Raw genomic sequence first — 20,716 nt, forward strand, 5'->3', positions numbered from 1 at the left:
CCTTCTCAACGGGAGATGCAAGGTGGAAAAACTGAATGTGCTGTTCGCAGCGGGGGCACTTGCCCTCACTGTGTGGCTGGCTGTGATCGTCGGAAAAAAGGTGCGTCAGCAGACGCTAAAAGCGCTGGCAGACCGGGCCGACGGACGTAATACCCCGCAGCACGCTGATACTCAGATGGCCATCACCCCTCAGTCGTTTTTGAACCGGCGTGATGTGCATTCAGGCTGGCTGCAGGATATGTGGCCACTGCAGCAGGTCAGCATCATGTGCTGGGGCTCACCAGGCACGCTGCAGCGGGACATTCCTGATGGCCTGCGTCAGCTGGCCCGCTTCCTCCGTAAAGAAAAAGGGACGACGACCGGCGGGAAACTCGGCGGGGACGGTGTTTTACGCTGGCACATGGAGTCGGACATCACCGCTGACAGCCCCTCCTTTTTTGGTCCTGATTCTTTTGGGGGAGCCGCGCAGCCGGGAGCCTATACGCAGGTTTTTGGCCCTCATATGCCGATGCCGGACAGGGAACTGGTGGTGGTACTGCTGCAGGGGACGCACCAGACCGCGCCTGAAACATTGCCGCATTTTCTCCGGTCTGTCGCTGAGCAGATTGAAAAAGGGATCATCCAGTATGGCGTTAACGACGGTTATACCGGCTGGGCTTTTATTACCTGTCCATCACGACATGCACGCCCCTTACAGTCAGCCAGTGTGAAAGACGACTGGACGGTCGGGGCCATGTCACAACAGGGAGGATGACGATGATACATGAACGAAATCTGCTGTACGCGGGGCTCATGATGGCTGCAGGACTTAGTCTGTTTCTGTATCTGTTGGTAAGAAAACTGCGGACAGAACTGAATTGGGTGCAACAGAAAATTCACGGGCTTTACAACGACCCGGAAGAAATGAACCTTTTAAGAAAGCACTGGACAAGGATTGAGGAGAGTGAAGAAGATAAAAAACTCAGCAGGCTGGCAGAGAGCCTCGGCAGGCACCTGAGTTGGTATAAGAAGGCCTGGCCCGTACGCCAGATTAGCCTGCACATATCAGCGCCGCGCGGAACCCTGAAGACATCTTTACCCTCACTGCTGCGTACCCTTCCGGTATCACAGTTGTGTTCGCCCGGCGCAGAAATGACGCGTTTTTTCTCAGACCACAACGTAAGCGTACTTATGACTGCCAGGACGAACGCCGACAAGCCGTCTTACTTTGGCACCGCGGGATGTGGCGGTCACGTTGTCCCGGAGGTCTGGACAGCGGTGTTTGGAGAGCCGTGTGACGTATCTGACCAGGATAATCTGTTGGTGCTGCTGCAGCTGACCCGCCATACTTCAGAAAAGGAAACAGTCTGGTTTCTGGAGCAGACGGCCAGCCGCATTGAAAAAGGTGAGGTGGCCGCAGGCGATCACGATGATGACAGTGGCTACGCCTTTCGTGCCTATCCCGCAACGCCGGCCAGCATTTAATCACCCCGCCAGAAAGTGCGGGCTTCTGAAAGGAAACCTGAATCATGTATACAGCAAAAATCCTACTGGTCCTTTTCGGCGTGGCAACCCTGCCGTGGTTGATCTATCACTTTATCTCCCGTTTATCTGAATCCGGCTCACAGGGCCGGACGCATTCAACAAACAACTCAGGCGATGACAGCAGTGTAAATACGTCCGTTCTGATGAGTGACACGTATACCGGAGGGCATGATGTCGGTTGTGGCTCATCCGATATGGGTGGTCACTGTGGAGGTGGTCATGGTGGCGGGGGTGGTGATTAGTTTCATGGCCTGTCCCCCATTAATCACAACGTGCGCTACAAACTTCTCTGCGCGCTGTAAAAGCTCAGCTCATGAATGAATACCGAAGGGTATTGAGCGTGATATTGCTGTGCGCGCCTTTGCGAAATAAGAGTTTTCTTCTGAACATCTGAAGTTTTCCTTCACGATTCACACTTGTTGACTGTTCCCGTCCCTGACGGAGTACGCCCTTCGTGCATTTACCGCAAAATCTGCCGGCGCGAAGTAAGCCGGCAGCGCGAACTCACTCTCATTTTTCAGGCCGCGGAATTCTCTGGCGGCTTAACGCTATTCTGGAGATAACCCGTTATGACTCAGATCCCACCTGATTCACTTAATCATGCCTGTTTAAGCAATGCAGCGACACGCATTCAACTGAAGAATGACAATGACGCCTGCAGTGAGGGCGAGGAAACAGGCAAACTGACTCACTACAGGCTGATTTTATCGGCTGCACCCGGGGGGCTGCAGAGGGGCATTCCCGATGTGATAGAGGCAATGTCAGAAAGGCTGGAAGGGCATCCGCTCGCAGAGTCAGAAGGCGAACTGCGCGGCAGTGAGGGCGGTGTGAGCTGGCAACTGCAGGAAGGGCCCGGGAGCCGTTTCAGGTTTTGCAGAGAGAATTTCTGGATGGTCGGGACGATGAACTGGATAGACGCTCTCAAAGATTTCAGACCCGGTCAGGACCGGGACTGGCTGGTCGTACTGATACAGACCGACAGCGGAATGCATGACCGCGACCTGTCTTTTTTCCTGCATCAGGTCAATGTCAGGATGAGTCACTTCCCCGAACGCCACCGCGTGGTGATGCATGAAAAGTGCGGAATGTGCTACTGCGCTTATCCGGCCCTACCGGAGGAAGGTGAAGGCCATGAGCCCCTGCGTCAGGTCACGCTGACCTGCAGCGTGGCGGCCGGCAAGCTTCATTCGGTCATTCCGGCATTTCTCAGAAACTTCGACTTCTTCGAATATTTTTTCTGGAACGACCACGTCAGCAGCATTGACTGCACGTACGGCGGTCCCTGCAGGCTTCCTGAAACGCGTCCGGACTCTCACCTGTTCGGGAAAACACTGGAGACCTTTCGGAAACAGGAGGAGGCTCGTGGACGCGGAAGTGAGCCCGTCCTCTGGTCAGGCAACACCTGTGAGATGACGTATACGTCCCCTTTCTTCCTGCCCGAAACACAGGACGGTTGCGTGGAGCCTGTCGCATGGGCCTGGCATGAAAACCTGAGCGGTGGCCGCGATATGACGCAGGACCACCTGTGGATCGTGCTGGAGGCGGATGCCTGGCGCCGGAAGGAGGAGCTTGTCGGACTCTTCACGGAGCTGGCCACCGCACTGGAGCAGGGCATCACGGAAAAAGCAGAAAAGCACGCTGTTGGCGGCTGGGCTTTCAGAACATTCAAAGCCTCATTACAGGACCCGATCAGACCCGAGGCCGGTTTATGAACAGGATCGAATTTTTAGTGACGCTGTCAATATTGATGAGCGCAGGCTTCATCGTGCTGGCCAGCATTCTCCCCCTGATATTCTGACATCCTCCGCCCGCGGCACACAGGCTGTTCGTTCCTCGCCCTGCTGCGGTACGCCTCAGCCTGCATTCCGCAGGCAGGCCTGATTAACTGACGCCGGCAGCGCTGCTGCCACAATCACGGAATTCCTTTTATGACAGTTCACGCTGAAATCTCAGCGCGCGATGTTGTGCGCGATCGCTGGGGACACTGGACCCATCCTGACTATTTTACCTCCGTTGACGGGAATGAATTTGCCGCTTCTGACGATTTCAGTGCCTGGCTCAACGCGCACCGACTGAAATCTGCGACTTCCTGGATGGAAATTGACGCTGATCCGTCGCAGATGAAACGCTACTGGAAAACCGGTAACTGCAGTGACTGGGAGCCGGTGAGACCGCTCGGGGAAGGCTGGTTTACAGGCAGTATTCATGACACTGACGACGGCCCGGTTTGTGTGTGGCTCTGTCCGCTGGCTGAAAAGGCGGATGAATGAAAAGATTATTGCTGACGCTGTGCCTGCTGCTGTCAGTCATTGCAGCCAGACCGGCCCTTGCAGGTGGTGACAATGCCGGTGACGGGCGCTGGGTGAACCCCATCAGCGATGTCTGCTGGAAGTGTCTGTTTCCCATGTCACTCGGCAGTATCCAGCTGGCGTCAGGCGCGCATCCGGATACGCCAAATCCGGCATCCCCCATTCAGTTATGCCCCTACGGCATCTTTTACCGTCTTGGGCTGGCCATCGGATTCTGGGAACCTCTCGCCCTGGCCGATGTGACCCGTGAGCCTGGTGTCATGGTGAATATGGGGGGCTTTAAAATCAATCTGGGCAAAACCGGTACAGGCCGGGCCGGGCAGAGTGACGCCCCCACGCCAGGGAGTTTTTATCACGTTCACTGGTACAAATATCCGCTTCTGTTCTGGCTGAACATCATCACCAGTACCGGCTGTATGCAGGTCGGAGATATGGATATTGCCTATCTTTCGGAAGTTGATCCGCTCTGGAACGACAGTACGCTTTCGATGATCATCAATCCGGAAGTCGCGCTGTTCAATAACCTGCTTGCGCAGGGAGCCTGTGCAGCCGATTCCATTTCCTCCACCGCAGGTCTGCCGCTGGACCCGCTTTTCTGGTGTGCCGGCGCTCAGGGTTCAATGTACCCGTTCACGGGCTACACCAGTAACGAATTTTCACCGCTGGAGGCGTCACTGCTTGTGACGGAGCGAATGGCCTTCAAGCTTCACCGTGAGGGCCTGGTGATGGAGACGGTCGGGGCGGATGTGGCGGTCTGTTATGAATACCCGTCCCCGATCATCCCAAAATCCCGCTGGCGATATCAGATGGTCAACATGTATCCGGAGCCGAGTGACTGTCATCCCTTTGGCACTTCGACGCAGCTCTGGGGCAGTACCCACAACACGCCTGCCACCAAAAAGAACTTTGGCTGGCTGCTCTGGCGAAAGCGGAACTGCGTATACCTCTGACGTTCAGGAGCCCGATTACCGTGAAACTGACTAAAACACAGCGTGCAGCACTGCGCCTGAAGTTTGGTGGCCGTTGTGCCTACTGCGGTGAAGTGTTACCCGAAAAGGGATGGCACGCCGACCACGTGGAGCCGGTTCTGCGTATTTCCGAGGTGGATGAGAAGGCGCGCCAGAAAGGCGTGTGGAAACTGAAAGCCACCGGAAAGCTGACTTATGAACAGCATGACAGCCTGGAAAATCATTTCCCGGCGTGCGCCCCGTGCAATCTGTTTAAAGCGACCTACAGCATTGAGACGTTCAGGGAGCAAATCGCCAGGCAGGTGGAGAGGGCCAGAGCATCCAGCGTCAATTTCCGCACTGCTGAACGGTTCGGGCAGCTTCAGGTAACGGCTCAACCGGTAGTGTTCTGGTTTGAGCGCTATCAGGACTGCGGGCAGGCCGGAACCGTACGGACGTGAGGCTGCGCCGGCCAGAACTTACCTCTATTTTTTAGGAATTCTCATGAAAAACATACAGATGGCGGTGCTGGCTTTCAGCATCGCAGCCTCCTGCACGCACGCCGCTGAACAGCCCGTTATCGCGGACAACGATATGGCGTATATGAAACAGCAGCAGCGGGAACTGGAGCAATTCAAGCAGCAACTGCAGGGCGCAAATATCGCCCTCCCGGATATGCAGCAGGGACGTGTTAATCAGTTTCAGAACGAGATTGCCGCTTCGCAGGCGGAGGAGAACAGTGCCGATCGTCCGACGCCGCGTGCCGTTTATTTCGTGAGTCTGGGCATTCCTGAAGAAGGCCTGCTGCCGATGCTTCAGGATGCGCGGCGCTTCGGTATTCCGGCAACGCTTCGCGGGCTGCTGGACAACGACTTTCGCAAGACGGCCGAGACGATGTTCGAACTGTCAAAAAAGGATAAGCAGGCAGGCGTGCAGATTGACCCGACGCTCTATCAGAAGTACGGCATCAAAGCCGTGCCGGCACTGGTGGTGACCTGCGGCCAGAAATTCGATGTTCTTTATGGCAGCCTGACGCTTAAACAGGCGCTGGAAGAAGTGAAGCAACGCGGTGACTGCAGCGCCACGGCAGCGCAGATGCTGCAGGAAGGGGAGAAGGGACGATGAAACGCTTCTGTCTGGTTGCGCTTCTGCTGCTTACCGGCGTCCGGGGTGTTTACGCTGACGCCAACAGTGACGCCTTCAACGATGCAAGTAACTTTGGTCAGAACAATAAAAGTCAGGGCACGTCGGTGGCCAGCGGAACAGACCCTTCGGCCGTGATCCCCGGCTACACGTCCAGCCCTTCTCAGAGTGGGTACTACGGTGGCGTGCGGGGCGGTGATGGTGGCATTGCGGATAAAGGTCAGACGTCGCTCGGCCAGAATGAAGCCGGTCAGACGGTGAATGATTCCAGTACCAGAAACCCCGCAACAAAAATCGATCCCAATGCGGACTTCATTCAGAACGGTAAAAACGCCGAGGCCAACGGCGGAAGCATTGTTGACGGCTCTAACGCCAACTGCAGCCAGAAGGTCGTATCCAAATCAGTGTTTGAGAACTACAGCTGCGACAGAGACGTAAACCAGATTCAGACCTGCGCAAGGACGGCAAGTATTCAGGTTACGGGCTCTAAAGAAACCTACACCACGCAGTTTGTGATGAACCCCCGTAACTCAACGGGAATTAACGAGCCCGACTGGTGGATTCGTTATGACTTTACGATACCGGACGATGGCACGCTGAGCAGCGGGTCATGGGATTTTCGACAACCCGGAGCGCCTAACTACCATAGCCCGCGTCTCAACTGGTCATTCCGGGCGTTCGGAACGACGATCACTACTTTCCAGAACTATTCAGGGAACTTCGATATTTCTCCGCAGCATGTAACGAAAGGTCAGGTGGTTTCGCTCTGGTATCACTACAACACGGACGGGCACTATGAGTCAGGCCGTGACGGAAATAAGCGAAGCCTCGCAGACGGCACACTGGTACTGAATATCACACTGGCCATGACCGCGGAGCGCGACACCACCTCCTCGCGCGTGGTCTGGACCGAAAGCTGCCCCTTTGACAAATCAACAGCAACCGGCGGTGCAGGATCTCAGTGCGTTGATCCGGGAGGAAACCGCACCATCAACCAGAACGGTCGGGATTACACCCAGTACAGTGACTGCTGGCAGTACTCAGACGCCTATATCGTGCCAGTTAACTCAACGGGCAACTGCGATCAGCTCATCAACAACCGCAACTGCACGCTGGCCGGACGAAGCTGCTCACAGTCTGAGGCGGGTGCCTGTATGCATGAAAACGACACGTATCAGTGTCAGACCACATACTCGTCGCAGGGACTGATGTGTGGTGGAAAATACTTCTGTCAGACCGGGGACTGCAGCGATACCGATGGTACGGGTGACAACGGTTTCGACATGGCCGTCTCAAAGCTCGCGGGACTGGCCTCTGCCGGTGACGACGTGAAAAACGGCAGTCAGATCGACATCCGGGCCTTTACCGGCCAGGCCATGTCGTGCCGTAAGGCCGTTGCAGGCTTTTCTAACTGCTGCGTGGATACCGGCTGGGGTAACAGCTCCGGACTGGCTAACTGCAACAGCGAGGAGATGGCCATCGGCAAGGCGAAAGCGAAAAAGGTGACGGTGTACGTGGGCGACAAGTGTGACCACGCCGTACTGGGTGTCTGTGTGCAGAAAAGTCAGGTTTACTGCGTATTTGGCGGCAAACTGAGCCGCATTATTCAGGAGCAGGGCCGTCGTGACCAGCTGCACGTGGACTTCGGCAGCGGGGATTCGCCGAACTGTCGTGGCATCACGGTTCCTGAACTGCAGAGCATCAACTTCGACCTGATTAACTTCCAGGACTTTTACAGCGACCTGATGGCCAACCAGAAAATCCCCAACGCGGACGCAATGGTAAAACAGGCAAAAGACAGAATTGCGGCACAGGTTCAGTCTCAGACGGGAGGTAAACAATGAAACGGACGCTGCTGGCCTGCCTGTTACTGGCAGGTGTTTTACCGGCCTTTGCCGATGATGATGTCCCTGCTGATGCAGTGGTGACGCCCGCTGAACCCTTTACCGGATGGCACTGGTACAACGAACCCAAAAAGAAGCCTGACGCACCGGCACCTAAACTCACGCCGGCACCGCCCAGGATACCGGATTTCAGCAAGCTGTCGCCCTCTCAGCAGGCGGACGTACTGAAAGAGTACACGAAGGAGGCGAAGGCGAACGCTATTCTGCACCCCTCGGCGGAAAACACGGCAACGTTTTTGCGCTGGCAGAAGTTCTGGACTGACCGCGCCTCGATGTTCAGCCAGTCTTTTGCTGTGGCACAGCTCAAGTATCCGGATCTTGATTACAACCTGGAGCATCCGCACTACAACAGTACGGCCCCGCTTCAGCAGGTGCGGGATCAGGAAGAGCAGAACGAAGCCATCACAAAACTTTCCGGACAGTACGGTCTGTTTTATTTCTACCGGGGCGGTGAGCCGATCGACGCACAGATGGCTGGCGTGGTGGCTGATTTCGCGCACCTGCGGCACATTTCGCTGATACCGGTCAGTGTGGACGGGAATGTCTCACCGCAGGTTCCTGACAGCCGTCATGATGACGGACAAAGTGCACGCATGGGGATCACGCATTATCCGGCACTTTTCCTCGTGGACCCGAAATCAAAAAACTTCCGGCCGCTCGCCTATGGGTTCATGACCCAGGACGACCTGGCAAAGCGTTTTCTCAACGTGGCCACTGGCTTTAAACCCAATTTCTGAGGACATCATTATGCTGGCACTCTCACCTGTCTGGCACGGGCGCGTTGCTGCTGTCCGCCGTATGGCAAATCTCGTTCTGCAGACGCTTGTGATACATCCTGCGCTGCTTTTCTTTCTGTTGTTTTTGTGGATGTCGGCGAAGGGCGGCAGCGGCGGCCAGATGCTCCTGAACTCTGCAGAAAGCCTGGTGCGCGATGCGCCGGCCTCGCAGGTCTGGGGATGTCACCCGTCCCCGAAACCCATGCCTCCTGACTTATCCGGCACAGCGAAAACAGGCTCCACTGAAAAGTTTACAGAGCTGAAGCCCGCTCCGGTTCCGGTTATGTGCAAGAGGGAGCCGGTGAGCCGTGATGCATGGGTTGAACAGACCAATAACATGTTCTGGATGCTCTACAAGTCCGGCGTATTACTTTCTCTCAGCCTGAGCATTTGCGTATGGGGATATCGGGGACATGCAAAAGGAAAAAAATCATGAATCATCTGCCAGTTATCGCCATATTTTTCATGTCGGCAGTCATCTTCAACTGCCTGCGAATGCTTCTAAATTACTCTGCCGCACTCACTCTTGATGTGCTGATGACGGGAGCCGTAACCTGCGGCTCCATTGCCGGTGTGCTGGGGATATTTTCATTCGTTCAGGCACTCAGGCGCTCCAGACAGCCGGGAGTAACCGGACAATGAAAGGTTATATCCTGCTGGGTTCCCTCTTGCTGGGGCTGTCGTTTGCCGCCAGCGCCATTACCGTTGCGGATCAGATTGCCGCGATGGAGAAGACAAAGGCGCAGCGAGGAGCGGTATTACCGGATTTCGGACTCCCGGCCGCTACGCCGCTGCGGCGCGCTGCGCCCAGGCCGCCTAATCCGATCACGCTGCCTGACGGCAGAACGGCAAACCTGAATGATTATGCGGTGGTCGTTTTTATGCAACGCAGCTGCACGCACAGCGCCAAATTTGACCCGCTGCTGAAGGCATGGGCGGATGACGCAGGCATAAAGGTCTATCCCTATACGCTGGACGGATACGGTGACAGTTCATTTCCGATCGTGCTGATACCCCGTAAGGCAGGGCCAAACGAGCCGATTGCCGGTGAAATACTTACGTTCTTCGGTAACGGGCTGCCGATAGCAACCCCAACCACATTTATGGTTAACGTGAACACCAACGTGGCTTATCCGCTTTATCAGGGGGAGGCTGACATGGCCACCATAAGCCAGCGGCTGACACTGATGATTGAGGCTGATATCGACCACCTTTCTCCGGACACATTAGGGCCGGTTCCCAACAGCGGGTTAATGACACCTCAGTAACCCGACGCGCTGTCACCTACGGAAAAAAATCATGACTGAACATCCCCTGACGCTCTCCGGGCTGGAGACAGCGTTACTGCTTATCTGCGCCTCGCTTCTGGCAGCGTCCGGGCTTTATGCCTGGCTTGTCTGTGAGTTTACGGAAGGCGGCTTGCTGATTCTGACAGCAGGGCCGGATGCCGGATTGCTCAGCGCCGTCCGGGACTTTCCGCTGCTCTTTCTGTTTTCCCTGGCCGGGGGTTCAGGTTGTGGTGCGCTAATCAGTATCACGCTGCGCCGGTATGGATTTATGGCCGACCGTCATGCTGTCTGACAACCATGAAAACAAACCTATTCACCCTGAATCACAGGAGTACAAATGACCGATATGACAAACGCAGGGCTGTCGCCTGAAAAGCGGCTGTGGCTGAACGCTGAAGAACATGTGGAAAAACTGACGAGTTTATTTCGTGAACGTAAAGGGCATTTTTACGTGCAGGGATCGACAGGCACCGGTAAATCGGTGGTCGGCCGTGAACTTGCTGCACGTCTTAACGGAGATTATTTCAGCTGTGAACTGCTGACATCAGACGAATACAACGCCGGGTTAAAGGAAATCATGGCGAGACTGGAGGTGAGTGACAGGCCGGTCATCGTCCTTGATGGTTTTTTCCCGTCAGTCGCTGAAAAGACAATGAGTCATCTGCTGGGAAAACTCAGGAAAAAAGGCCTGAGCCTGTTCGTTTTTTCCCAGGAGCCGCTGACTGAGGGCGGTCCGGATGCATATCTTCTTACGCGGGAATTTAACAAGATCGCTGAACTTCGCTATGACAGACAGTCCGGCAGTCCCGTCACCCTCTCTCTGGTGCAGTAAACGTCGCAGGCCATCAGGAGCCGACTGATGAAAATACAAAGCAGAATGAAAAGCAAAACAACCCGAACCGTCACGGAGGCAGCGGTCATCTTCGGTGCGTTTGTCTGGGTGATCGTAACGGGGTGGCTGTTTCTGTTCTCGCCAGTCACTGAGCCGCCTCTGCCACCGCCTCAGGTTGCACGTTTTCTGATGGACATCAGAATGCTGAACCTTTCAGGCTGGCTGCTGGCGCAAATTCCGTTGTGGTGCCTCTGGCTGGACTATAAGCGTTACGGCGTGCTTCCGGCTCCTGCCGGCTGGCTGAGACGCTATGGTTTCATTGCCGCCGTCAGCCTGTGTGTCGCGTTCAGGATTTACAGCCAGCGGAATTATCCGGCTGTCATGACGGAAGGCGGCTCCCTTTCTTACTTACTTTTATGGACAATTTTGGGGTTGCTTTGTGCATTCCGTAATCGTTCAGAAAGATGAAACAGAATACCCGTAGTTCCTGTTAAAGCTCCCCCTGAAGCTCAGGTTACATGCGGGGCAATGGCAGGCTTCATTAATCCTTTCAGTCCCGATACCTCACTGTTTCTGAAAATACCAAAACAGGGCGACGGCATGCCCGTCCCTCTGTTTCGCCACCTTCTGTTTCATTTGCTGAGCATTCCCTGCACCGCACTGGCAGATGCTTAACGACTTAACGGACTTAACGATGACACTGAACGATATGCCCGACGACGCTTTACGGGCACTGACTTTGATTGCACACAGGCAGAAAACATTATGAACGACACCAACAGGCAGTTTATCAAACATCTTGCTGCTGTAATGGCCGCTACCGGTTTTGCGCTCATGTGCGCAGGCCTAATCTGGGATCTCGCCGGAGGCAAATTCTTTGATGCTCTGACGGACACGCCGGTATTCCGCACACATCCCCTGTTGTTTTCGCTTTTATGGCATGTGCCTGTATGGATGCTCTATGTGGTGGGCTTAGGGCTGTTTTTGGCCATGTTGCTGATAGTGGCCCTTATCAACCCCTCTTTGCTGTTCAGTTTCCCCACTAAACGGTCAGGCAGGAAAAGAAGCAGCGGAGTCTGCTTCAGTGCTGAAGAACGGTACACGGTCCTCAAGGAAACAGACGTGCAGCACGCGCTGAGCGCTGAAGAAGTAATCCAGCTGGCGGCTACGGTACAGAAAGTCAGGGAAGGAAGGCGCAGGGCGGGGAAGAAAGACCTTTCCTGCGTCGTGGTAGAACAAGACTGGCCGGAATATCCGGTTGTGTGGCAGATGCTTGAAAGCCGGGTTAACGGGGAACAAAAACAATGAAACTGAGAAAGTTACTCCTTTCCATGCTTGCTGCGCTGACGATCAGCAGCCCGGTTCTTGCCGACGTGCAGGGGGACCTGAACGGCTATTTCAGCAGCCTCGGCTTTGATGGCAATGTCTCTCAGGCACAGGCCTGGCAGGGGCAGGCTGCGGGCTATATCACGGGTGGCTCAATTTACCTGCGCAACCCAGTTAAACAGGTTCAGCTAATCTCCATGCAGGTGCCTTCACTCAACGCGGGCTGCGGAGGCATCGATGCCTATCTGGGCGCGTTCTCTTACATCAACGGCGCTGAACTGCAGCGTTTCGTAAAGCAGATCATGAGTAACGCAGCCGGTTATGCCTTTGACCTGGCACTGCAGACGATGGTCCCGGAACTCAAGCAGGCTAAGGACTTTTTGCAGAAACTGGCCTCAGACGTCAACTCAGCAAACATGAGTTCCTGTCAGGCGGCGCAGGGCATCATCGGGGGGCTGTGGCCCGTGTCGCAGGTATCAAACCAGAAGATCTGCCAGGACATTGCCGGTGAGAGCAATATTTTCGCAGACTGGGCGGCATCCCGGCAGGGCTGTACGGTCGGTGGGCAGGGGGACAGCGTCACAAGTCGCGCCTCCGACCAGATGAAAGACATGGTTCTTAAGAACAAAAACCTGATCTGGGACGCGCTGGGCCGAAACCACCTGTTTGACGGTAACAACGAGCTGAAAGAACTGGTGATGAGCATCGTGGGCTCAATCGTTTTTAACGCGCAGGGGCAGGTCACCATTCTGACCCCAATGGTGGATAACCGGGACATCATCACCGTACTTATGCGGGGCGGAAGTGCAAAAATCTATGGCTGTGACACGATGGATCTGTGCCTCGGTCCCACGGTAGGGACGGTTAACATCAGCAGTGACGCTGCACTGGTGACGCAGGTACGCAACATCATGCTGTCTATCGACAGTAAACTCACGGCTGATACCGGACTGACTGATCGTGAAAAGGGTTTTATCAACACGACGTCGGTGCCGGTACTCAAATACCTGACCAACTCCCGCAGCATGGGCATGAGCCCGACCTATCTGCTTCAGGTCGCAGACTTCATTGCGCAGGACATGATGATTCAGTACCTGCAGGAACTGGTTAAGCAGGCCAGTCAGTCGCTTGCAGGTAAAAACTATCCGGAACAGGCGGCAGGTGAACTTCGTGGCAATGTCCTGAATGCTCAGTCTCTCCTGGCGCAGATGAAACTGCAGTCAGCAGCGGATCAGAACGCACTCGACGGCATCGACCGGAACATGCAGTACCTGCAGCAGCAGGTGTCCACCATTATCTCGACCTCCTATCAGAGTAACTATCGCTGGGGAAACGGCAATGACTGAGGTTTACACGATCTACGGCGGAGACATGTGGCGGCAGATGTTTAACGGCGTCGTCACCATACTGGGCTCGGATACATTCACCACGGTACTTCATATCGTGGGCACGTTCAGCATCCTGGGCGTAATGGTCACCTTTATCAAAACGCGAAACCCGATGGCGTTTCTCCACTGGCTGGGTATTTTCATGCTGATCACCTCCGTCCTTCTGGTGCCCAAGCGCAGTGTGCAGATTATCGATATTACCGATCCGGCAGCGGTGTATGAAGTGGATAACGTGCCGGTGGGGCTGGCGATGATTGCAGGCCTGACGACAGGAACGGGGTTCGGGATGGCCCAGCTGTATGACTATACTCTGGCGCGGCCTGATTCTCTGACCTATACCAAATCGGGCATGCTTTTTGGTTCGCAAGTCGTCGCTCAGTCGTCGGACTTCCGCACGCAGAATCCTCAGCTGGCCGCGCTGCTTACCGACTACGTAGAAAACTGCGTAATCGGTGACATCATGCTGAACAACAAGTACACCATTTCACAGTTGCTCAACAGTACCGACCCGCTGACGCTTATCACCAGTAACCCAAGCCAGTTAAGGGGGATTTTTCAGGATACCGGTAATGGCCGGCAGTTTGTAACCTGCCAGCAGGCATCCGTCACCATGCGTTCGCTGATGAACGACGATATTCGTGTTGGAGGGCTCAGCTGGCACACTCTGGCCACGCGGATTTTCGGCAACCGAGTCAGCGCAGACACGCTCCTGGGCAATGCCATGAACGACAGCTATGGCTTTTTCTATTCAGGTGGACAGAGCGCAGCGCAGATTATGCGAAACAACGTGACCAATGCCGCTATCCGTGATGGATGGAAAGGCTTTGCGGCGCGTTCGTCTGATACGGCAAACCTGGTGAATCTGGCCACAGAATCCAGCATGACCAAACAACGACTCAGCTGGGCCTCTTTTGGTGTCGTCATCGGACGCACACTGCCCATCTTCCAGTCGCTGATGATGCTGATCCTGATTGGGCTTTTTCCGCTGGTTGTTGCGCTTGCTCTGACCAACCACACCATTTTCGGGGTAAATACGCTGAAAATGTATGCCGGTGGCTTTCTGTACTTTCAGATGTGGCCAGTCATGTACGCCATTCTGAATTCAATGATGAACTTCTACCTGCAGTCGAAAACCGGTGCAACGCCTCTGGTACTGGCCAACGCCGATCAGGTCGCGCTTCAGCACTCGGATGCGGCCAACATCGCGGGCTACCTCAGTGCCTCAATACCTGCGATGTCGTTCTTCCTGACGAAGGGGGCGGCTTCGGTGGCGTCTCAGGTGGTCGGCGGTGTTATCAGTTCCGGCGCGTTCTCAACGGGCGGGCAGGCATCCACGACAGCAGACGGCAACTGGTCTTTCAACAACATGTCGATGGATAACGTGAGTGCCAACAAGTTCGACACCAACGTCATGCAGCGCTCCGGTCAGCAGGCTTTCCAGACCAGCAATGGCGCAATGCACACCCAGACGGCCGATGGCCATAATGTTTACGACACCAGTGGGGCCATCTCAAATCTGCCGGTTAATCTGAAACTCAGTTCGCTGGCAAGCAGCGGTTTCTCTGAACAGTCACGTCAGGCCCAGCAACAGGCGCAGACGGCTCTGGACGGTTACAACCACAGCGTAACCAGTGGCTTCCAGCAGATGCAGCAGTTCAGTCATCAGAGTGGTTCCAGTGACACGCTGACGAAGGGCAGTGATAACAGTGTCGCCTCAAACGTTTCGCGCGGTGCCAGCCAGATGCAGTCTGCGGTGGAAAGCTATGCAAAATCGCACAACATTTCTGAGCAGCAGGCTTACAACCAACTCATGGACATTACCAATCAGGGCAGCGCGGGAGCCGGTGGAAGGGTATACGGCAAGTTCGATTCGGGTGACCAGCTTGCAGGAAAACTGGGTAAATGGGCAACCGGCCTCAGTGCTGGAGGTGAGGTTAACCTCAATGCTGACTGGCGCCACTCTTCAGGCAGTTCTCACGGTACGCAGGACAGCCATGCTGAAGGTCATGACTTCCGTAAGGACCAAAACAGCCAGGAAGCGAAAGATTTCCGTCAGGGTATGGATATGGTTACCTCAACGCGCCTGAGCGAGTCGGGAAGCCACAGCAACAACGAATCGGATTCGAAAGTGCAACAGTTCGCTGCCACGCTTAATGATTCCAAGAGTCAGTATCATCAGTACACAGACAGCACCACGCGGAGTCAGGAATTCAGCAGGATGGCCACGCTCGCGCAGAACCAGAGTGCCAGTCTGGACGCCAATTACAATCAGGAGTTTGTGGACTGGACTACAGCCAAGTACGGCAGCGATGCACAGCATGTCCTGACTAACGTGAATACGGCGCAGACTGCAGCTACAGAATTCATGAAAGAACGTCTGGAACCGGAGATCATGCAGAACTATGCAGGCAGGACAGAGCAGACTGCATCACAGGCGCTGACGCCTTCAGGTACGTTACCTACATCCACAGGTAATAACAGTCAGGCTACGTCACATGATCCGGTACAGGTAAATCAGCGAGGTCAAAACGAATCAGCGAGGGCAGTCCACCAGGGGAGCACCTCTCATGGTCGCAATAGTGGGCATGGCGAAAACAGCCAGGCCGTAAACGAGCGGAATATTACTCCCCGAGGTAGCGTAACCTCACCGGCGATTGCACAGGATTACAACTCAGGCGTAAGCCGTGTGAATGAACAGGCTGGCTCACTGAATACGCCACAAAACATCGCTGATAAAGTGGCAGACAGAAACTTTGAAAATACGGGAAAAATAGGAGACATTGACCGGGAAATAAGCAAAAATAAAAGCACTGTTCAGGCATCCAGTGATATACTCAAAAGAGAACATCAGGGAGCCGTCAACAACCAAAGAATTGGCCGTACTGAAGAAGATATAAAACAGACCAATTATGGTACAGAAATGGAAAAAAACGATATGTTCAAGGATAAACTTGAACAGTTGAGACGATCTCAAAATAAAGCTTCTTAATTCAGTTCTGAGGGGGATGGAATATGAAAAGTATTATGGCGTCGGACATAAGTGCTGATTTATCTATGTTAGTGGATGGATTCAGTTCTGACACAAGGATGATTCCTTCCTCCTCTAGTATGCTGAAAAAAAGTCTTTCAATCCCTGCTATAACAGTAATTCTTAGCATAATAAGCTCAGCTATTGTCTACTTCACTGGCTACAAGCCGCAGATGGATTTGCAGGGGTTCGTCAGCTACTTCATGACAGATGGTTGGATCATCGTAGCACCCACTATTCCAATCGGTTTGTTGTTTACTTTGATGGCTTATAACAATGTGCTCTTATACATGAGTGTTCCAGAAAATGTTCGTAAGAAGTCATTGGTTATTGCGCATTTGAGGAAGATCGCAAAAAAAACAGTCGCTTTTTTTGTAACTCTTATGATTTTAGCAACCATTTTGTCAGGTTATTCGAATTGGTTTGCTTTCTCAATTTCTGGACTACTATTCGCTTTATTGTTTGTTGTAAACCTTTTGGTTGGAGCGGAAATAAACCGGTTAGGCGCAGGATTCGCCATTGAGAAAATATCAAAGTTCATCAAAAAGATTTAAGTTTCAAACCATCCAGCCGATAAACCTTCCGTCTTTCTGACGGAAGGGATCACAGCTAAAGAATCCCTCTGAAGACATAACCAACGGGCAACTGTGCCCTTTTTTTCGTTTAACAAGGATACTGAAATGAAAAACCGTTCATTTTTTGTGGCGGCTATTGCTGCTGCATGTCTTGTGCTGTCTGGTTGCGGTGCAATGAGCACAGCAATTAAAAAGCGTAATCTCGATGTGAAGACTCAGATGAGTCAGACGGTCTGGATGGAGCCTTCAAGTGAAAAAACAGTCTGGGTTCAGGTGCGAAATACTTCTGATAAAGACATGAGTGACCTGCAGACCATGATCTCCAACGACCTTCGGGCAAAAGGCTATAGCCTGTCCAGCAGCCCTGACACGGCATTCTACTGGGTTCAGGCCAACGTACTAAAAGCAGATAAAATGGACCTACGTCAGGCTCAGGGCTTTCTGACCAGTGGTTACGAAGGTGGAGCTGCAGGCGCAGCTCTGGGCGCCGGTATCACTGCTTATAACGGCAATTCAGGTGGCGCTGTACTCGGCGCAGGTCTTGCAGTAGGTCTTTTAGGCATGGCAGCAGATGCAATGGTGGAAGACGTTAACTATACGATGGTGACCGATCTGCAGATTTCTGAGCGCAGTAAAGCGGCCGTAACAACTGATAACGTTGCAGCTCTGCGTCAGGGAACATCCGGAATCAAACTGCAGACCAGCAGCGAGCAGGGCAACCGCATGAAATATCAGACCCGCGTGGTTTCCAATGCCAACAAAGTTAACCTGAAGTTTGAAGAAGCCAAGCCGGTGCTTGAAGCCCAACTGGCAAAATCAATTACGAACATTCTGCCGTAACCGCATCATAATTGTGAAAGCCGCGTTCACCGCGGCTTTTAATAAGACCAACGTCATGCGTCTGTGGACGACAATAAACCGTCTCTCCTGACAACCGGGCGCATGTCGTTCCAATCCTGAACCTGCCAGTTCATCTGTACTTACTCAAAACGCCCAAATTTTCATACTCCGGGCGTACGTGCCTCATGTCGTTCCACAAACGTTTCGCCTCCTCGCGCCGGCTTACTCAGCCAGCGCCTGCGGCGGGCGCTGCATTAAAAACGACGTTCTCAAACCTACCATTCAACTTCGATAATAAGGCGATACCTATGCTGCAATTCAACGGCGCACCGCGCACCCTCATTACCTGGTTTACTTTTTTTCTTGCCTGGAGTGCGTTTGTTCTGTGCCAGTTCGGCCAGCCAATGATTCAGTACATCATGTCGCACAGCGACTTCTTCGCATATGACGTTGCCATAAGGAGCACACAAGCCGGTCTGACGCCGCAGGGAATGATCCCTTTCCTGATGGCACTACTGACGCTGACGGCCGGTGCTGTGCTGTCAGTACTTACGCTGCTCAGCTGGAATCTAATCTTTTTTGCCTGCGGTCTGCCAGTGCTTACAGGGAGCTGGCTGCTCAGACGAACCGGGTTAATCAGCGCTAAAGGGAAAGTCTCTTCAGAAAGTTAAATACCGTATTAAGAAAAAGGGTGGCGGGTCCGTTCGCAGCGGACCCACCTGTAGCCTCATCAGTCATTTACGAGAATCTCAATGAAGGCCACATACTTTAAAATAGCACCGATCATCATCGGTGCCTTATGCTTTTGCGCTAATGCTGCCAACACTGTAGGTCCCGGTTACACCAGCACGCTTATCACGGGTGACGGTAACTCCGTGACCGGCACCCCTGACTGCTGTCAGAACTTTCAAATTGATATTTATGGCGTTAATAATGATTTGAAAAACTCCTATGCCACCACCGTTTTCGGAGACACCAACTTCACAGACGGTTCAGATATGTCGATTTTCGGGCAGAGTAACAGCATCACTGGAGGCTACGGCAACATATTCGGGGACGGGAACAATGCCAAAACCGGAACCCGGCAGTTCGTGAATATCTTCGGTAATGGTTCATCCCTGAGCGGGAACGGAGATAATATCTTTGGTTCGGGTTCATCCATTACCGGAAATTACTCAACCATCACCGGGAACGGCAATACCTCAAGTGGTGACGAAAATAACACCACTGGTTACAGTAATAATATCTCCGGCAACCAGATCAACGTTTTCGGCTCATCTAACAAGGTCACTGCTTCACCCTTTGCAAACGTTACCGGCAACGGGAATACCTTAGAGACGGGCCCGTACGCTATCACGCTGGGGAACGGGAACACCAACACCGGTGCAGACACGGACTCTGGCGGTATTGAGATTGGTTCAGGTAACACACTGACCAGTGCGCTGAACGGAATGGTTATCGGCAATGGATCAAGCGCAACGGGGGCTAACAGTCTCGTTTTTGGTTCGGGCGCACAGGCCTCAAACGGAGGCATATCAGTGGGGTACGGTTCTGTTTCCTCACAGGGAGACGAAGTCTCTTTTGGTAGTCAGAACGTCCAGCGCCGTCTGACGCATATTGCTGCAGGGACAGCGGGTACGGATGCCAGTAACGTCAGACAAATGCAGGACGGTGATGCGGCAACACTCAGCAGCGCCAGAGGCTATACGGACACGCGGGAAGCCGCCATTAACAGCCGGACTGACGGTCTGATAGCCACGGAGCAGCAGGCCCGTTCTTCAGGGGATGCCTCGACGCTGAGCAGTGCGGAAACCTTTACCACAAACCGTGAACAGGCAATAAATACCCGCACTGACAGCCTGATGGCCTCTGAGCAGCAGGCCCGACAGGACGGAGATGCCTCTACGTTGTCGAGTGCGAAAGCCTACACAGATTCCCGAGAGCAGGTCCTCAACAGCAAAATGCAGTCTTACTCCGCTTCGCAGCAGAGTGCGCGTATCTCAGGGGAGGCTGATGCGCTGGCCAAGTCTGGCAATTATACGGACCGTCAGACAGCGGCGGCGATAGCCACGTCAAACAGCTATACCGATGCACGGGAACAGGCAATCAACAGCAGGACTAACGGGCTTGTTGCTGATGAAAAATCGCAACGCATTCTGGGTGAGGCACAAACCCTCACCTCAGCAAACAGCTATACCGACACGCGCGAGCGTGCCATCAGCACCCGGACCGACACGCTGTTTTCACAAGAAAGAGCGGCACGTACTCAGGGTGAACAACATATGCTGCAGAGCGCTAACACCTACACTGACCAGCGGGAAATGGCGGCAAATCAGTACACTGACAGTGCGATTTCTGACGAAAGACAGGCACGTACGCAGGGAGAGGCGCGTGTACTGAGCAGTGCAAATGGCTATACCGATGAGCGCGAGGCCGCCATTCTGCAGCATACTGACAGTGCGCTTTCTGCAGAAAGTCAGGCAAGAGATGAGGGTGACCGGCGCACGCTCGGCAGCGCCAACTCTTACACCGACAACAAAGTTCATCAGCTTTCACGCCGGGCCAATGCGGGTATCGCTTCGGCAATGGCCATGTCAGGTATTCCTTATCTGATCAACTCTGTAGACAACAGCTTTGGTATGGCATTCGGCACATACCGGGACGAGCAGGCCATTGCTGCCGGTTATCAGCGTCGTTTAGCCGCTTCAGTAAACGCGCGCGTAAGCCTGACATGGGACACAGGGCAGGGAGCAGGCATGACTGCCGGCATGGCAATGGGCTGGTAATTTTAAAAACCCGGCGTCCGTCGGTCCCACTTCTGAACCGGCCTGACTG

At 53.9% G+C, this 20,716-nt stretch carries 23 protein-coding genes; all 23 read left to right on the forward strand.

Annotated elements, in window-relative coordinates; all coding sequences use genetic code 11:
• The first annotated feature begins 22 nt into the window (after nucleotides 1-22).
• The 23 genes from RAC65_RS20160 (at nucleotide 23) to RAC65_RS20270 (ending at nucleotide 20,667) form a co-directional block, all read left to right on the forward strand.
• Nucleotides 23-754: a hypothetical protein gene (locus tag RAC65_RS20160; RefSeq protein WP_375097109.1), complete on the forward strand. Its 732-nt coding sequence runs from the start codon at nucleotides 23-25 to the stop codon at nucleotides 752-754.
• Between the two features lie 416 nt (nucleotides 755-1,170).
• Nucleotides 1,171-1,464: a hypothetical protein gene (locus RAC65_RS20165; RefSeq protein WP_375097110.1), complete on the forward strand. Its 294-nt coding sequence runs from the start codon at nucleotides 1,171-1,173 to the stop codon at nucleotides 1,462-1,464.
• Nucleotides 1,465-1,508: 44 nt separating this feature from the next.
• A complete protein-coding gene (locus tag RAC65_RS20170) occupies nucleotides 1,509-1,766 on the forward strand; it encodes a hypothetical protein (RefSeq protein WP_375097111.1) in 258 nt (85 codons plus the stop codon).
• A gap of 327 nt (nucleotides 1,767-2,093) precedes the next feature.
• Nucleotides 2,094-3,236 carry a hypothetical protein gene (locus RAC65_RS20175; protein WP_375097112.1) on the forward strand — a complete coding sequence of 381 codons (1,143 nt, stop codon included), beginning with the start codon at nucleotides 2,094-2,096 and terminating at the stop codon, nucleotides 3,234-3,236.
• Nucleotides 3,237-3,452: 216 nt separating this feature from the next.
• Complete coding sequence (locus RAC65_RS20180) at nucleotides 3,453-3,794, forward strand: hypothetical protein (protein ID WP_375097113.1); 342 nt, start codon at nucleotides 3,453-3,455, stop codon at nucleotides 3,792-3,794.
• Complete coding sequence (gene traU, locus RAC65_RS20185) at nucleotides 3,791-4,783, forward strand: conjugal transfer pilus assembly protein TraU (protein WP_375097114.1); 993 nt, start codon at nucleotides 3,791-3,793, stop codon at nucleotides 4,781-4,783. The genes RAC65_RS20180 and traU overlap by 4 nt, the downstream gene beginning before the upstream one ends.
• Nucleotides 4,784-4,803: 20 nt before the next feature.
• Nucleotides 4,804-5,241, forward strand: coding sequence for an HNH endonuclease (locus RAC65_RS20190; protein ID WP_375097115.1), 438 nt, complete (start codon nucleotides 4,804-4,806; stop codon nucleotides 5,239-5,241).
• A 43-nt stretch (nucleotides 5,242-5,284) separates the two neighbouring features.
• The gene (gene trbC / locus RAC65_RS20195; RefSeq protein ID WP_375097116.1) at nucleotides 5,285-5,905 is read left to right on the forward strand and encodes a type-F conjugative transfer system pilin assembly protein TrbC; all 621 of its coding nucleotides are present in this window, start codon (nucleotides 5,285-5,287) and stop codon (nucleotides 5,903-5,905) included.
• The gene (gene traN, locus RAC65_RS20200) at nucleotides 5,902-7,767 is read left to right on the forward strand and encodes a type-F conjugative transfer system mating-pair stabilization protein TraN (protein ID WP_375097117.1); all 1,866 of its coding nucleotides are present in this window, start codon (nucleotides 5,902-5,904) and stop codon (nucleotides 7,765-7,767) included. Before trbC ends, traN begins: the two co-directional genes overlap by 4 nt.
• Nucleotides 7,764-8,564, forward strand: coding sequence for a type-F conjugative transfer system pilin assembly protein TraF (traF, locus tag RAC65_RS20205; RefSeq protein ID WP_375097118.1), 801 nt, complete (start codon nucleotides 7,764-7,766; stop codon nucleotides 8,562-8,564). Before traN ends, traF begins: the two co-directional genes overlap by 4 nt.
• A gap of 10 nt (nucleotides 8,565-8,574) precedes the next feature.
• Entirely contained in the window at nucleotides 8,575-9,039 is a 465-nt protein-coding gene (locus RAC65_RS20210; protein ID WP_375097119.1) for a hypothetical protein, read from the forward strand.
• Entirely contained in the window at nucleotides 9,036-9,245 is a 210-nt protein-coding gene (locus RAC65_RS20215; RefSeq protein ID WP_375097120.1) for a hypothetical protein, read from the forward strand. The genes RAC65_RS20210 and RAC65_RS20215 overlap by 4 nt, the downstream gene beginning before the upstream one ends.
• Nucleotides 9,242-9,871, forward strand: a complete 630-nt coding sequence (locus RAC65_RS20220; RefSeq protein WP_375097121.1) for a conjugal transfer protein TrbB — start codon at nucleotides 9,242-9,244, stop codon at nucleotides 9,869-9,871. The genes RAC65_RS20215 and RAC65_RS20220 overlap by 4 nt, the downstream gene beginning before the upstream one ends.
• Before the next feature lie 31 nt (nucleotides 9,872-9,902).
• The gene (locus RAC65_RS20225) at nucleotides 9,903-10,184 is read left to right on the forward strand and encodes a hypothetical protein (protein ID WP_375097122.1); all 282 of its coding nucleotides are present in this window, start codon (nucleotides 9,903-9,905) and stop codon (nucleotides 10,182-10,184) included.
• A gap of 45 nt (nucleotides 10,185-10,229) precedes the next feature.
• On the forward strand, nucleotides 10,230-10,724 hold the full coding sequence (locus RAC65_RS20230; protein ID WP_375097123.1) for an AAA family ATPase: 495 nt from the start codon (nucleotides 10,230-10,232) through the stop codon (nucleotides 10,722-10,724).
• A 27-nt stretch (nucleotides 10,725-10,751) separates the two neighbouring features.
• On the forward strand, nucleotides 10,752-11,192 hold the full coding sequence (locus RAC65_RS20235) for a hypothetical protein (RefSeq protein ID WP_375097124.1): 441 nt from the start codon (nucleotides 10,752-10,754) through the stop codon (nucleotides 11,190-11,192).
• 297 nt (nucleotides 11,193-11,489) lie between these two features.
• Nucleotides 11,490-12,032: a hypothetical protein gene (locus RAC65_RS20240; RefSeq protein ID WP_375097125.1), complete on the forward strand. Its 543-nt coding sequence runs from the start codon at nucleotides 11,490-11,492 to the stop codon at nucleotides 12,030-12,032.
• Nucleotides 12,029-13,396: a conjugal transfer pilus assembly protein TraH gene (traH, locus tag RAC65_RS20245; RefSeq protein WP_375097126.1), complete on the forward strand. Its 1,368-nt coding sequence runs from the start codon at nucleotides 12,029-12,031 to the stop codon at nucleotides 13,394-13,396. Before RAC65_RS20240 ends, traH begins: the two co-directional genes overlap by 4 nt.
• Complete coding sequence (traG, locus tag RAC65_RS20250; protein WP_375097127.1) at nucleotides 13,389-16,427, forward strand: conjugal transfer mating-pair stabilization protein TraG; 3,039 nt, start codon at nucleotides 13,389-13,391, stop codon at nucleotides 16,425-16,427. The genes traH and traG overlap by 8 nt, the downstream gene beginning before the upstream one ends.
• Nucleotides 16,428-16,450: 23 nt before the next feature.
• A complete protein-coding gene (locus RAC65_RS20255) occupies nucleotides 16,451-17,020 on the forward strand; it encodes a hypothetical protein (RefSeq protein ID WP_375097128.1) in 570 nt (189 codons plus the stop codon).
• A 126-nt stretch (nucleotides 17,021-17,146) separates the two neighbouring features.
• The gene (gene traT, locus RAC65_RS20260) at nucleotides 17,147-17,881 is read left to right on the forward strand and encodes a complement resistance protein TraT (RefSeq protein WP_375097129.1); all 735 of its coding nucleotides are present in this window, start codon (nucleotides 17,147-17,149) and stop codon (nucleotides 17,879-17,881) included.
• 308 nt (nucleotides 17,882-18,189) lie between these two features.
• Entirely contained in the window at nucleotides 18,190-18,552 is a 363-nt protein-coding gene (locus RAC65_RS20265) for a hypothetical protein (protein WP_375097130.1), read from the forward strand.
• A gap of 81 nt (nucleotides 18,553-18,633) precedes the next feature.
• Complete coding sequence (locus RAC65_RS20270; protein ID WP_375097131.1) at nucleotides 18,634-20,667, forward strand: YadA-like family protein; 2,034 nt, start codon at nucleotides 18,634-18,636, stop codon at nucleotides 20,665-20,667.
• Nucleotides 20,668-20,716 lie beyond the last annotated feature (49 nt).

The organism is Pantoea sp. BS_8 (assembly GCF_041954965.1).
In the GTDB taxonomy this organism is placed as follows: domain Bacteria; phylum Pseudomonadota; class Gammaproteobacteria; order Enterobacterales; family Enterobacteriaceae; genus Pantoea; species Pantoea stewartii.

What these genes read in the sequence shown, in the direction of transcription:
- RAC65_RS20220 (WP_375097121.1), top strand. Translation starts at nt 9,242, where the DNA reads ATGAAAGGTTATATCCTGCTGGGTTCCCTCTTGCTGGGGCTGTCGTTT.
- traT (WP_375097129.1), top strand. Translation starts at nt 17,147, where the DNA reads ATGAAAAACCGTTCATTTTTTGTGGCGGCTATTGCTGCTGCATGTCTT.
- traF (WP_375097118.1), top strand. Translation starts at nt 7,764, where the DNA reads ATGAAACGGACGCTGCTGGCCTGCCTGTTACTGGCAGGTGTTTTACCG.
- traH (WP_375097126.1), top strand. Translation starts at nt 12,029, where the DNA reads ATGAAACTGAGAAAGTTACTCCTTTCCATGCTTGCTGCGCTGACGATC.
- RAC65_RS20215 (WP_375097120.1), top strand. Translation starts at nt 9,036, where the DNA reads ATGAATCATCTGCCAGTTATCGCCATATTTTTCATGTCGGCAGTCATC.
- RAC65_RS20255 (WP_375097128.1), top strand. Translation starts at nt 16,451, where the DNA reads ATGAAAAGTATTATGGCGTCGGACATAAGTGCTGATTTATCTATGTTA.
- traG (WP_375097127.1), top strand. Translation starts at nt 13,389, where the DNA reads ATGACTGAGGTTTACACGATCTACGGCGGAGACATGTGGCGGCAGATG.
- RAC65_RS20180 (WP_375097113.1), top strand. Translation starts at nt 3,453, where the DNA reads ATGACAGTTCACGCTGAAATCTCAGCGCGCGATGTTGTGCGCGATCGC.
- RAC65_RS20270 (WP_375097131.1), top strand. Translation starts at nt 18,634, where the DNA reads ATGAAGGCCACATACTTTAAAATAGCACCGATCATCATCGGTGCCTTA.
- RAC65_RS20210 (WP_375097119.1), top strand. Translation starts at nt 8,575, where the DNA reads ATGCTGGCACTCTCACCTGTCTGGCACGGGCGCGTTGCTGCTGTCCGC.
- RAC65_RS20265 (WP_375097130.1), top strand. Translation starts at nt 18,190, where the DNA reads ATGCTGCAATTCAACGGCGCACCGCGCACCCTCATTACCTGGTTTACT.
- trbC (WP_375097116.1), top strand. Translation starts at nt 5,285, where the DNA reads ATGAAAAACATACAGATGGCGGTGCTGGCTTTCAGCATCGCAGCCTCC.
- RAC65_RS20240 (WP_375097125.1), top strand. Translation starts at nt 11,490, where the DNA reads ATGAACGACACCAACAGGCAGTTTATCAAACATCTTGCTGCTGTAATG.
- traN (WP_375097117.1), top strand. Translation starts at nt 5,902, where the DNA reads ATGAAACGCTTCTGTCTGGTTGCGCTTCTGCTGCTTACCGGCGTCCGG.
- RAC65_RS20165 (WP_375097110.1), top strand. Translation starts at nt 1,171, where the DNA reads ATGACTGCCAGGACGAACGCCGACAAGCCGTCTTACTTTGGCACCGCG.
- RAC65_RS20170 (WP_375097111.1), top strand. Translation starts at nt 1,509, where the DNA reads ATGTATACAGCAAAAATCCTACTGGTCCTTTTCGGCGTGGCAACCCTG.
- RAC65_RS20230 (WP_375097123.1), top strand. Translation starts at nt 10,230, where the DNA reads ATGACCGATATGACAAACGCAGGGCTGTCGCCTGAAAAGCGGCTGTGG.
- RAC65_RS20175 (WP_375097112.1), top strand. Translation starts at nt 2,094, where the DNA reads ATGACTCAGATCCCACCTGATTCACTTAATCATGCCTGTTTAAGCAAT.
- RAC65_RS20235 (WP_375097124.1), top strand. Translation starts at nt 10,752, where the DNA reads ATGAAAATACAAAGCAGAATGAAAAGCAAAACAACCCGAACCGTCACG.
- traU (WP_375097114.1), top strand. Translation starts at nt 3,791, where the DNA reads ATGAAAAGATTATTGCTGACGCTGTGCCTGCTGCTGTCAGTCATTGCA.
- RAC65_RS20225 (WP_375097122.1), top strand. Translation starts at nt 9,903, where the DNA reads ATGACTGAACATCCCCTGACGCTCTCCGGGCTGGAGACAGCGTTACTG.